This window comes from Antribacter soli (assembly GCF_021568775.1).
Taxonomy (GTDB): Bacteria; Actinomycetota; Actinomycetes; order Actinomycetales; family Cellulomonadaceae; genus Antribacter; species Antribacter soli.
The window spans coordinates 310,835-321,914 of the sequence record NZ_JAKGSG010000025.1 but is presented as its reverse complement, the minus strand read 5'-3'; the positions used below and the strand labels follow the sequence as shown (position 1 = coordinate 321,914).

At 70.4% G+C, this 11,080-nt stretch carries 12 protein-coding genes; 6 read left to right on the top strand and 6 right to left on the bottom strand.

Annotated features, from left to right (window positions below):
* Nucleotides 1–72 precede the first annotated feature (72 nt).
* The gene (locus L1785_RS08930; protein WP_236088886.1) at nucleotides 73–879 is read right to left on the bottom strand and encodes a CPBP family intramembrane glutamic endopeptidase; all 807 of its coding nucleotides are present in this window, start codon (nucleotides 877–879) and stop codon (nucleotides 73–75) included.
* A gap of 234 nt (nucleotides 880–1,113) precedes the next feature.
* Between L1785_RS08930 and L1785_RS08925 the strand changes: the two genes are divergently transcribed.
* From L1785_RS08925 to L1785_RS08915, 3 genes are all read left to right on the top strand, one after another.
* Nucleotides 1,114–1,461, top strand: a complete 348-nt coding sequence (locus tag L1785_RS08925; RefSeq protein WP_236088885.1) for an MmcQ/YjbR family DNA-binding protein — start codon at nucleotides 1,114–1,116, stop codon at nucleotides 1,459–1,461.
* 93 nt (nucleotides 1,462–1,554) lie between these two features.
* Nucleotides 1,555–2,847 carry a thrombospondin type 3 repeat-containing protein gene (locus L1785_RS08920; RefSeq protein ID WP_236088884.1) on the top strand — a complete coding sequence of 431 codons (1,293 nt, stop codon included), beginning with the start codon at nucleotides 1,555–1,557 and terminating at the stop codon, nucleotides 2,845–2,847.
* A gap of 297 nt (nucleotides 2,848–3,144) precedes the next feature.
* Nucleotides 3,145–4,776: a cytochrome b gene (locus tag L1785_RS08915; protein ID WP_236088882.1), complete on the top strand. Its 1,632-nt coding sequence runs from the start codon at nucleotides 3,145–3,147 to the stop codon at nucleotides 4,774–4,776.
* 13 nt (nucleotides 4,777–4,789) lie between these two features.
* Here L1785_RS08915 and L1785_RS08910 read toward each other — a convergent pair whose 3' ends face one another.
* The 3 genes from L1785_RS08910 to arfB all read right to left on the bottom strand — a co-directional run bounded on the left by L1785_RS08910 (nucleotide 4,790) and on the right by arfB (nucleotide 6,675).
* Nucleotides 4,790–5,581, bottom strand: coding sequence for an SRPBCC family protein (locus tag L1785_RS08910; RefSeq protein WP_236088881.1), 792 nt, complete (start codon nucleotides 5,579–5,581; stop codon nucleotides 4,790–4,792).
* Nucleotides 5,578–6,156 (bottom strand): ArsR/SmtB family transcription factor, encoded by a 579-nt coding sequence (locus L1785_RS08905; RefSeq protein ID WP_236088880.1) that lies wholly within the window; start codon nucleotides 6,154–6,156, stop codon nucleotides 5,578–5,580. Before L1785_RS08905 ends, L1785_RS08910 begins: the two co-directional genes overlap by 4 nt.
* 72 nt (nucleotides 6,157–6,228) lie before the next feature.
* A complete protein-coding gene (gene arfB / locus L1785_RS08900) occupies nucleotides 6,229–6,675 on the bottom strand; it encodes an alternative ribosome rescue aminoacyl-tRNA hydrolase ArfB (protein WP_236088879.1) in 447 nt (148 codons plus the stop codon).
* A 93-nt stretch (nucleotides 6,676–6,768) separates the two neighbouring features.
* Between arfB and L1785_RS08895 the strand changes: the two genes are divergently transcribed.
* The gene (locus tag L1785_RS08895; RefSeq protein WP_236088878.1) at nucleotides 6,769–7,170 is read left to right on the top strand and encodes a YunG family protein; all 402 of its coding nucleotides are present in this window, start codon (nucleotides 6,769–6,771) and stop codon (nucleotides 7,168–7,170) included.
* 87 nt (nucleotides 7,171–7,257) lie between these two features.
* On the opposite strand, the gene L1785_RS08890 is transcribed toward L1785_RS08895, so the two are convergent.
* Nucleotides 7,258–7,635 carry a response regulator gene (locus tag L1785_RS08890; RefSeq protein ID WP_236088877.1) on the bottom strand — a complete coding sequence of 126 codons (378 nt, stop codon included), beginning with the start codon at nucleotides 7,633–7,635 and terminating at the stop codon, nucleotides 7,258–7,260.
* Nucleotides 7,636–7,872: 237 nt separating this feature from the next.
* Nucleotides 7,873–8,205 (bottom strand): STAS domain-containing protein, encoded by a 333-nt coding sequence (locus tag L1785_RS08885; RefSeq protein WP_236088876.1) that lies wholly within the window; start codon nucleotides 8,203–8,205, stop codon nucleotides 7,873–7,875.
* A 213-nt stretch (nucleotides 8,206–8,418) separates the two neighbouring features.
* On the opposite strand from L1785_RS08885, the gene L1785_RS08880 reads away from it, so the two are divergent.
* Nucleotides 8,419–10,497, top strand: a complete 2,079-nt coding sequence (locus tag L1785_RS08880) for a SpoIIE family protein phosphatase (protein WP_236088875.1) — start codon at nucleotides 8,419–8,421, stop codon at nucleotides 10,495–10,497.
* A gap of 49 nt (nucleotides 10,498–10,546) precedes the next feature.
* Entirely contained in the window at nucleotides 10,547–10,924 is a 378-nt protein-coding gene (locus L1785_RS08875; RefSeq protein ID WP_236088874.1) for a response regulator, read from the top strand.
* The last annotated feature ends 156 nt before the right edge of the window (nucleotides 10,925–11,080 follow it).

Sequence of the window (11,080 nt, the reverse complement as noted above, 5' to 3'; positions counted from 1 at the left end):
CCGTGTCCGGTGCGCCGGCGAGCAGCCTTGTCGTTGACCATGGACGGCGCCCCCATCTTCGTTGGCGTGTTGCTACACGACGCCCAGCGCGATGGCAATGACGCCGACGGTGGTCGCAAGGAGTGCCGATCCGGGGTGCATCCAGATCGATGCCCGGATGTCGTGCCTGCTCCAGACGAACCAGACCCCCGGGAACAGGAAGACGATCTTCGACAGGATCGTCCAGGGCGCCCAGAAGTGGTACACGGAGAACAGGACCGTGTTGAACAGCGGTGCCCACCGACCCAGCTGGGGCAGGCGGGGTAGCAGGAACCCACGGAAGTAGTACTCCTCGATCAGCGGCAGGGTGAAGCCGGTGAACGGCAGGCAGATCAGCAGGGTGATCACAAGGAACTTCTGGGAGTAGTTGTCGAGGTAGGTGGTTGCAGAGCCGCCGGCGCCTTCGTAGGGGATCCAGGTGAAGAACGTGTCGAAGACGAGGTTGTCCAGTGGGATGAGCGCGAGCGACACCACGGTCATGTACACCAAGAGGCCGATGCCGATGGCGGTGACCTTCCCGCGCGAGAACGGCTTGTCCAGGTAGCGCAGCACGCCGCGCAGTGAGTAGTGGCCGTTGCGCCTGCGGCCCAGCCACAGGAGGCCGAACTGGAGCGGGAAGAGGACCACGGCCAGAGCAATCGCCCAGGCGAGGAAGATCGGGTAGCCGATCGCTCGGGTGAACGGTGCACCGATCAGCGCGTAGACCGCGACGATCAGGGCGCCGGGCACGAGGTGCAGCGCGATCGACAGCGCCACGGAGTGCCGGTCGGCGAGCAGCCGCTCGACTATTCGGTTGGTTCGAGTGTCTTCTGTGGCCCTGAGCCTGTGTGTGTTCTCCATGCCGAAGATGTTGGCCCGGTCCGCAAACACGGCCCTGACACGGCACTGACACGGCGCAAAGCCGGACTGACAGCTCCCCGGCTCGAACGACACCTCGGCACCGCGACGTAGCACAGCAAGCCTTCCTCTACGCGTACCTGTGTCGGTTGAGCACCGCGACAGCCCGGCCGACGGCTGCCTTCTGCGCCGCTACCGCGTCTGCGCCGTGTGCGGCCGGGCGCTACTGTCACGGGCATGGGACAGGCAGACCTGCTGACGTACTGCCTCGCCAAGCTCGGCGCCGAGGAGACCGACCCGTGGGACGAGGGCGGGGGCGTGATGAAGGTGGGAGGCAAGATCTTCGCGTTCGTCGGTGAGGCGACGCTCGGCGTCAAGGTCGCGAGCAGCACCGACGAGGCCCAGGAGTGGTACCAGCGCTATCCGGACCACGTCTCCACCATGGCCTACATCGGCCGGCACGGGTGGATCACCGTCCGGTCCGACGATGGCGTCGTGCCGCCCGAGGAGCTGCGCGAGCTGGTCGACATCTCCTACGACATGGTGGTCGCGGCCCTTCAGAAACGCCTCCGCCCGCACGGGTGACCTTGACCGGCGCACGGCTCGTGAGTGTCCGAACCGGGCGTTAGCAGCCTCGCTACGGGCATGGACACTCATGGAGGTCGCAGTCGCAGGTTCGTGACCAGGGCGCTGGCGGCGGCCGGGTCTCTCGCTCTGGTCGGTGTGCTCGCCGGGCCGGTGAGCCCCGTCGTCGCTGGCGACGAGGAGGCGCGGCTCAAGAGCTTGCTGGCGTGTGACCCGAGCGCGTGCTATGTGGCGTGGCGGGTCGTCGACTCGGACGACGACGGGTACGCCGATGCCGACGAGCGCGCCGCCGGCACGGACCCGTTCGACGCCGCCAGCCACCCGGGCCTGCCGCAGCTGGCCGACCTCACGCTGGGTCGCGCGCTGCCGTCCGCCGAGTACGGCCTCGGTGCCTGGATCCTGCTGCCTGACGAGGTTGTGGAGATCAACATCAAGCTGGCCGGCGGGCTGGAGAAGCTTACCGAGGATCTCGCGTTCCCGATCCCGAGCCGTGTCGACCGGCTCGAGAAGGTAGGAATCGACGTCGGCCGGCTCAGCGACTTCGGCCTGTCGACCGAGCAGGGGCTGACCCTGGGGTTCGGCCCGTCGTCCTCCTCGGGCGGGCCGACGTTCGAGGCGAAGGTGGCGGGCATCGCCAAGAGCTGGATCAGCGCCGGTACGGGCATCACCGTGGAGAAGTCGACCGACCCGTGGGGCGGGGTGACGGGCACGAAGACGACCCGCACGCAGACCGACCTGAAGACAGGCGCGACGACCGTCACGACGACCTATCAGGACGCCGTGGGGAACACGACGCTCGTCGTCGAGAAGCGGAACCAGACCACCACTACGACAACCACCAACCCGGACGGCTCGACGACCACGACGACGACCACGACGACGACCACGACCAGCTCGACGACGACCAACCCGAACCCTCAGCCGACGTCCGGCTCGACCCCTGCGCCGCAGCCGAGCGGTGGTTCGACGCCTGCGCCGCAGCCGAGCGGTGGCTCGACGGCGCAGCCACAGCCGAGCGCATCTGCCGGTACGGAACCGGAGGGCGACGAGGACGAAGAGGAGACCCGTACTACCGGCGAGGAGACCACCGTCCCGATCACGGCAGAGGACTTCGCTCGTGTCCTGATGGTCGAGGGACAGAACGTGCGCACGGTCGAACCGGGCACGGTCCCGGCCGTCGACTGGGACGGGGATCCCGTCAAGGACCCGGCCGTGCTCATCCTCGTCGACCCGGACTACATGGCCCCGGCCGTCCTGATCGACCCGGCGAACGCGACGGCGAAGCTCGACTGGGACCGCACGCCGGTCCGCGACGACATCACCTACCACCCCCAGTACACCGGTGGTATCCCCGGTGCCGAGTGTGAGAACGGATATTGCAGCTGACGACCCCACGGATCGCGGCACGGCTTCGGCCGTGCCGCCTCAGCGCGCCGGCTTGTCGGTGGCCCAGGGCGGATGACACCCCCGGCGACCACGACGCCGTAGGCCCGCCGTGCCGTCACGCTGACGATCTGGCTCGCCTCACGATTCCCGCCCTGACGGACCTAACCACAGCGTCGGGCGACGTGAGCTGCCGCTCGGGACGGATGTGTGATCGACGACGCGGGCGTCGGGTGTCACGCCTGACCGACTGCCGGGGTCTTAGTGGTGACACCAGTTCGCGAGACGGACGGAGACACCATGAGCAGGACCCTCATCGTGGGAGGCGGTCATGGAGCGGACGACGTCGGACGACGTCGGATCGCCCGGGCCCTTGGCCGGAGCGTGGTCTGGCGCACCTGCGCGGCGGCCTTCCTCGGCCTGGGTCGACGCCGCGTCCACCTGCACTGGACCAGCCTGTTCGGCGTCATCGCCTTCGCGTGCCTGCTCGTCCTGGCCGTGACCGGGGTGCTGCTCTCGTTCTCCTACACACCCTCCAGCGACCCCGTCACCTACCGGGGGCCGTACGCGCCGCTCGAAGGAACTCAGGTCACGGCCGCGTTCCGGTCGATGATGGAGATCTCGTTCGAGCAGCCGGGCGGCTTGCTGCTGCGCCAGACGCACCACTGGGCGGCCCTGGTGATGCCGGCCGCGATCGTCATGCAGATTCTCGTCATGTTCTTCACCGGCGCCTTCCGAGGGCCACGCCGGCTCAGCTGGGTCGTCCTCGTCGCACTGTTCGTCGTCGTCCTCGTTGGTGGCTGGAGCGGGTACGCGCTGCCCGACGACATGCTCTCGGGGACCGGGCTGCGGATCGTCGAGGGTGTGACCTGGGCCATCCCCGTCATCGGTGGACCCCTCGCGAGCTGGCTCTTCGGGGGACCTTTCCCCGGCGAGATCATCGAGCACCTCTACCCGGTGCACGTTCAGATCGTCCCCACGCTCCTCGCACTGCTCCTCGCGGTGCGTGCCGCCCTGGCCGTGGCCTTCCCGCCGGCCGAGCTACCCCGTCCCGTGCGGCCCACCCTCGGCCTGCGGCTGTGGCCCGACGTCGCTGTCCGCGCCGCCGGACTGGTCATGATCACCGCCGGGCTGCTCGTGCTGCTCGGAGCGACGTCGACCATCAGCCCCGTCTGGTCCTACGGACCGGCCTCCGTGGGCGAGGTCTCTGCGGGGAGCCAGCCGGACTGGTACATGGGCTTCCTCGACGGGGCCCTGCGGCTCGTTCCTCCTGGCTGGGAGGCCGAATGGTTCGGCTACACGTGGACGTTCGCCATCCTGGTCCCGCTCGCCGTGGTCGGCGGCTACTTCCTCGCCGTCATCGCCTACCCGTTCCTCGAGTCATGGGTCACCCAGGATGCCGGTCCGTCCCGGCTCCTGGACCGCCCGCGGAACGTCCCCGTCCGCACCGGGATCGGTGTCGCCGGCATCGTCTTCTACGGGGTGCTGTGGGGCGCGGCGGGCGCCGACGTCATCGACACCGCGTTCCGGGTCACCTTCGGGTCGGTCATCGGGTTCCTGCAGGTCGCCCTGGTCGTCGGCCCGCCGCTCGCCTTCGAGATCACCCGACGGATCTGCATCGGCCTGCAGCGCCGCGACCGAGAGGTCGCCCTGCACGGTCACGAGACCGGCCGGATCGTGCGCCTCGCCGACGGCGGATATGTCGAGGTGCACAGTCCCGCCGACCCGGCGGAGGTCGCGGTCCTTGCGGTGCGACCCGTGCAGGCTCTGGACGCACGCCCGAACGACGACGGCGACCTGACCCGTGCGGAGCTCCTGCGCGGCACCCTGTCGCGTGCCTTCGCCGAAGGGCACGTCCGACCGGCTGCCGATCCCCAGGAGGGCACCGCTCGCGGAGTCCTCCTGCGTGCGCAGGGGGGCCGCGACGGGTAGGCAGCGCTGCAGATCAGGCCGGGATGGAGAGTTCCTGCAGCCAGGCCTGCCAGGCCGGCGCCTCGCGCTGCACGTAGTCCGCGGCGTCGGCGGAGAACAGGTACGCCCGTACGCCCGCCGTCGCCTTGCCGTCGCCCTCGTCCCACGCGAAGACGTTGAGCATCCCCGGCACCGGAGCGGTGAGCCGGACCAGCGTCTGCCGTTCGCCGACCCGCTCGACCGTGCCGGTGGCGCCGCGCACCTCGGCCGCCGTGCCCTCGTCGCCCAGCCCGAGTGCGTCGTGCAGGGCCGACCAGAGCGTCTCCGCGTCGCCGGGGTGGGAGGCGCTGACCTCCAGCTGCGTGGCCTCCTGGCCCGGGAAGTGCGCCAGGTAGAGGCGCAGGTTGTCGAAGAACGGCATCCAGCCGGGGCCCAGGTCGTCCCAGAACTCCGACTCCCAGGCGGCGCCGGTCCCGAAGCCGCTGGTGGTCACGTGCACGACGCAGGTGCCACCGGACTGCGCCTCGACGAGGAACTCCGACGTCAGCGGGCTGAGCGCATCCGGGTCCTTGCCCATGAGGGCGGCCCAGTCCTCCTCGTAGACGAGGCGGCGCGGCGGGTCCCAGCCGGTGACGTGGCCGTCCGAGCCCATCTCGGGGCCCATGGTGAAGTGCAGGGAGCCGCCCTCGCGCTCCTCCATCTCGGTCGGCGCGAACCAGGCACTCATGCCCTTGGCGGTGGCGATGGCCTGCCAGACCTGCTCCGGGGTACCGGGGACCTCGACGCTGAACTCCAGGCGGTACGGGACGTTCGGTGTCGTGCTCATGACCTCTCCTCAGGAAGGGGGTGGGCGGCGACGACGAGCCGGTGCGGGCGCCCGTCGTCGTGGTGGTAGCGAGCGGCCAGGTCGAGCACCGCGGCGGTCAGGTCGTCCGCGAAGGCAGCCCGGTCGGCTGCCGACCGGAAGCCGATCTGCGTGTCGATGGTCAGCGTCGGCAGGCGCTTGCCGGACGCGCCGGCCCGGCGCGCCAGGGCGCCGACCTCGCGCACCAGCCGGCCGGCCAGCGCGACGAGGTAGCCCGCCGACAGGTGGTCGGCGTTGGCGTCCGGGTCGGCCGCGGACGCGCTGACGGCCCCTGGCGACACGACGTACGACGCCGCCGACGCCTGCAGCACCCGCTCGGTGATGCCCCCGTGCCGGCGCTCCTCGGACAGCTCCACCAGGCCGTGCGCCTCGAGCGCCTTGAGGTGGTAGTTGACCTTCTGGCGCGCGATGCCGACCCGGGCGGCGAGCCCGGCGGCGGAGGCCGGGACGGCCAGCTCGCCGAGCAGCCGGGCCCGGACCGGATCCAACGCGGCGGCGGCTGCCTCGGCGCTCTCGATGACCTCGACGTCCTGCATGACTCCACCGTGCCATTGACAAGAAATCTTGTCAACGGCGAGCTTGCGCTTGGCACGAGGGAGCGGGCTCGGTCAGTCCTCGCGCCGCTGCCTCGACGAGCGCAGCCGCTTGGTCGCGGACCGTTGCTTCTTGGCGTTCAAGCGCCGCTCGTGCGAACCGCGAGTGGCGCGGGTGGCGCGACGGCTCCGAGGGGGAGGGGCCAGGGCGTCGGCCACGAGGACTGCCAGGCGCCGAGCGGCGGCGTCGCGGTTGCGCCGCTGCTCCCGGTGTTCCGAGGCGACGACGGTGAGGGCGCCGTCGACGAGGCGGTCCACGAGCCGCTCCATGACGCGGTGACGTTGCACGTCGCTCAGGACCGTCGACCGGCCGACGTCCCAGGACAGCTCGACGCGCGAGTCTGTCGTGTTCACGCCCTGGCCTCCCGGGCCGGAGGAGCGGGAGAACCGCTCCTTGAGCTCGGCCTGGGGGATGGTCAGCGCGGGGGTGACCGCAAGACCGGGGCGGACAGGTGAGGGCATGCGCCCATCGTCCCGCCGCCGGCACCGCGCGTCACCACTGTGGGCTCCCTCCAGTCCCACCAGAACGTCCAGGCATTCAGAGAGGATGAGGACGTGCCGCTGACACACCGCATCAACCTGATCGCACTACGCGAAGCACTCGAGGCTTCGTGGAGCGCACAGACGTCGTACGGCGGTGTGTGGGAGGAAGGCAACCCCGCCCTCGGTCAGTGCTATCCCACGGCACGCGTCGTACAGCACTTCCTTCCAGCGAGTGAGATCGTCCGAGGAACGGTCTGGACCGGCACACGACATGAGGTTCACTTCTGGAACGAACTGCCGATCGAGCAGGGTGAGATCGCGATCGACCTCACGTGGCAGCAGTTCCCGCCCGGATCCGTCGTGACGACTCAGGAGATCCTGGATCGGAGCAAGCTTGGCGACAGTCTGTCGACCGTCGCCCGGTGCGACCTCTTGCTCACAAGCGTCCGAGCGCACCTTCGCCGGGCCGTGTGAGCCCGGGCGGCCGGCGACTCGCGCCTGCAGGCCGCGCACAGGCTCAAGACGAAGTCGCCCGCCGGCAATCGCATCGCCACCGGCTCATCAACGGCTCCATCCCAGGAGATCGGCGACCTGGTGAGGAAGTCTGAGCGGGTCGAACGGCTTGGCGATCACGCCGGCAACCCCGAGGTCACTCCAATGGCGCAGGTCGGCAGCCTGTGCTTTCGCGGTAAGCAGCACCACGGGGACGTAGCGGGTGCGCGGGTCTCCGAGGAGCCGGGCGACGGTGGTGGGCCCGTCCATCGTGGGCATCATGACGTCGAGGATGACCGCGTCGGGCGGATCGGCGCGGCACAGGTCGATCGCTTCGGCCCCGTTGGACGCGACCTGGACTTCCCATCCGGCCACGACCTCCAGGCCGGTCCGCACGACTTCGCGGATGGTGTCGTCGTCGTCGACCACCAGGATCCGGCGGCTCATCGGGTCGCCTCCTTGACCACCGTCTCGAGCAGACTCAGCATCAGCCGTTCTACCTCCTCGCGGTTGGTTCGTGCCTTGGCGTGAGAACTCCGCGGGCAACAGCCGCGGCCGATTTCGACGACGAACGGGATCCCACTGCCCACCGGATTCAGCGAGACGGGCACGAGCGCGGCTGGCCATTCATCGTGCCACGGCCGGGCGCGCTCCCGCCCGATGTCAAGCGGAGATCGAACGGCGTCAGCCAATGAGCGCCTCCTCGACGCTGCCGAATGGCCCCAGCACAAGGTCCACGGTTGTCAGCTCCAGCACCATGGACACCTGCTCGGTGGGCCGCGCGATCCGCAGGTCGCCGCCTGCGGTACGGGTGCTGCGCAGGCCGCTGATGAGCGCTCCCAACCCCGACGAGTCCATGAAGGCCGTCGCGCCCAGGTCTACGACCACCAGCGTCCGCCCGGCACCAACGGCCCGCTCGATGAGCGCCTTGAGCTCGGGGGCCGACGCCATCGTCAGCCGCCCCCGCGGCACGATCACGGCGGCCACACCGTTTACTACTCGGGTCTCGTACTCCACGTCAGGTCGCTCCTTCCCGGCCGGCCGGGTGGCCCCGGTAGTGAAGCGCTTGGACGATGACGCTCAGCACGAGCAGGTCGGCAGTGCCCCCATGGACCGAACGTAGCCGCCAAACCATCCGCCTGCACCGCCACGTCGCGCGTCCCCCGGGAACGCCGTAGCCTGCTGAGACGGGCCTGCAAGGAACGTCTCCAGGGGGCGGAGGGTGCAGGAGTGAGTGCACGAGGGGACTCGGCGCCCGTCGTCGGGCGCGGGCCGGCCGTGACTTCACGCGACCTGCGCATGGTCCTGTGGTTCGCCGTCGCCTATGGGGTGGCGGCCTATCTCGGGCGCGTCCCTGACGAGGCGGGCGTGAGCGTCGTCTGGCCGGCCGCCGGAGTCTCCGTGCTCTGGCTGGTCGCACGAGCGGGCCGGCCGTGGCGGTGGGTCGACCCTGCCCTGATCGCCGTTGTGACTGTGGCGGTTTCCTACGGGAGCGCCATGCCGCTCGCACAGGCCGCCATGAGCGGGATCGCCGCGTCGTTGCAGGCGGTGGTGTGTGCTGTGGTCGTTGCCCGCCGGATCCGTCGTGTGTGGCTTGCGCGGGGCGGCCAGGCGTTGCGTCTGAACGAGTTCGTCTGGTTCGTCGCGGCGGCGCTGTGCGGCGCACTCGCGTCCGCGCCGGTGATCGCCCTCGCCGGCACGTTGAACGGCGCCGGCATGCCTGGGGAAGACGCGATCCTCTGGTGCGTCCGCAACACCGTGAGCGTCCTCGTGCTCGGGTCGGCAGGGTTGGTGGTCGGCGAGGCCGTCCGACGCCGGCGGTGGAGACCTGACGGCGGGCCCGGCCAGAGGCCGTCGTCGACCGCGGAGCGCGTCGCGTGCCTGCTGTCCACGCCGATCCTCTATGTCGCGTGGTTCGCCTGGGTCGACGAGCGCGCGGTCGCCTTCCTGCTGCTGACACTCACGGTCTGGGCCGGGACCCGGCTGCCCTCACGGCTGGTCGTCGTGCACGTGCTCCTGGTGAGCATCGTGGTCGTGGCGCAGACGACCCTCGGTGCCGGACCCTTCGTCCAGTCCCCGACGCTGACCCAGTCCGTCGCCGTCGCACACGTCTACGTCGGCCTCGTGTGCATCCTCGGGCTCGGTCTGTCACTCGCCGGGGAGGAGCGCTCCCGCCTCGTCGCCGCGCTGACCGTGGCATCCGACGGCACGACGGCGCAGGCCGGGTTGCTCACCGCGATCCTCGAGACGATGTCAGAGGGTGTGCAGGCCGTGGACATCGACGGGCAGGTCCTGATCCGCAATCCTTCGGCGCGACGGCTGCTGACGGGCACGACCAACACCGCCCAAGGCCACGGACTTGACGCCGGAGCACAGCTCGCCGACCTTGCCGATCTGCGGACCCTCGACGGATCGCCCGTCACCGACGACCGGATCCTCTACGGTGGTGCGCCGCGCGGCGACGGCGGAGGCGCGCTGGACCTGCTCGTGCAGCCGCCAGGAACGACCGAGCCGCGGGTCGTCGCGTTTACGACCACGCGCATCCCTGACGCGTACGGTGGCGGGGCCGTCACCGTGATGCGGGACGTGACCGCCGAGCGACAGGAGCTGCGTCGCGCGGCCCTCGTCCAGGCCAGCCTGCTACCGACCCGCCCGCCCAACCTACCGGGGTATGACCTCGCCGCCCAGGTCGTGCCCGCGGGCTCGGTCGGTGGCGACTTCTACGACTGGCAGGAGGTCGCCGGCGGGGTGGTGGTAACGCTCGCCGACGTCATGGGCAAAGGAACCGGCGCAGCGATCCTGGCCGCCACGACGCGCTCGGTGCTGCGATCCCAGCAGGAGGATGACGACGTCGTGGCCACGGTGATCGCCGCCGAGCGCGCCCTGTCCGAGGACCTTGCGAACTCTGGGGCGTTCGTGACCATCGTCCGCACCCGGCTGCACGCCTCGTCAGGGCGCCTGACGCACGCCGACGCCGGCCATGGCCTGAGCTTCCTGATCCGGGCCGACGGCACCACCGACCGGCTCGTCGCCACAGGCCTTCCGCTCGGCATCGCCGTCGACGTGCCCCGCACTGCCCGGCATGCCGTCCTGGCGCCCGGCGACGTACTCCTCATCCTGTCCGACGGCGTCCTGGACGCCGCCGGCGGCTCGATCGCCGACCTGCGCCCGCTCGAGCCGGTCGTCCGGTCCGCCACGAGCGCCACCGAAGTGGTCGAGAGGGTGCTGAAGGCCGTCGCCGCCCAGGGCACCCAGGAGGACGACCTGACCGTCGTCGCCCTCCGCCGCGAACCAACCGCGAGGAGGTAGAACGGCAGATGCTGAAACTGCTCGAGACGCTGGTCACGGGTGCGGCCCGATGAGCCGCCGGATACTGGTGGTGGACGACGACGATGCCGTCCGGGAGGTCGTGCGGACCGGCCTGGAGGTCCTCGCGGGATGGAAGGTGGAGGTCGCCTCAGGCGGAGCCGAGGCGGTCGCCTTGTGCAGGTCGGATCCTCCGGACGCGATCCTGCTGGACGTCATGATGCCCGCGATGGACGGTCCCACCACGTTCGCCCAGCTCCAGGAGGACCCCCGCGCACGCAGCATCCCCGTGATCCTGCTGACCGCAAAGGTGCAGCCCGCGGAGCGGCGCCGATATGACGACCTCGCCGTCGCCGGCGTGCTCGCCAAGCCGTTCGACCCGCTCGTCCTGCCGGACCAGGTCGCCCACATCCTCGGATGGCGCCGGTGACCCCCGGGCGTGCGTCGTGGTCGTCAACGCGGTGATCCGGCGTGGTCGAGGCCGGCCACCGAGGCCCTCGATCGGGGCCTGAACTGCGGGGACGGCGATAGTCTCCTACGCTCGGGCATATGGGGGCGCGACGCGCTGCTGCGCGGTCACGGGACA

What these genes read in the sequence shown, in the direction of transcription:
- arfB (WP_236088879.1), bottom strand. Translation starts at nt 6,675, where the DNA reads ATGCCCTCACCTGTCCGCCCCGGTCTTGCGGTCACCCCCGCGCTGACC.
- L1785_RS08915 (WP_236088882.1), top strand. Translation starts at nt 3,145, where the DNA reads ATGAGCAGGACCCTCATCGTGGGAGGCGGTCATGGAGCGGACGACGTC.
- L1785_RS08930 (WP_236088886.1), bottom strand. Translation starts at nt 879, where the DNA reads ATGGAGAACACACACAGGCTCAGGGCCACAGAAGACACTCGAACCAAC.
- L1785_RS08905 (WP_236088880.1), bottom strand. Translation starts at nt 6,156, where the DNA reads ATGCAGGACGTCGAGGTCATCGAGAGCGCCGAGGCAGCCGCCGCCGCG.
- L1785_RS08925 (WP_236088885.1), top strand. Translation starts at nt 1,114, where the DNA reads ATGGGACAGGCAGACCTGCTGACGTACTGCCTCGCCAAGCTCGGCGCC.
- L1785_RS08875 (WP_236088874.1), top strand. Translation starts at nt 10,547, where the DNA reads ATGAGCCGCCGGATACTGGTGGTGGACGACGACGATGCCGTCCGGGAG.
- L1785_RS08910 (WP_236088881.1), bottom strand. Translation starts at nt 5,581, where the DNA reads ATGAGCACGACACCGAACGTCCCGTACCGCCTGGAGTTCAGCGTCGAG.
- L1785_RS08890 (WP_236088877.1), bottom strand. Translation starts at nt 7,635, where the DNA reads ATGAGCCGCCGGATCCTGGTGGTCGACGACGACGACACCATCCGCGAA.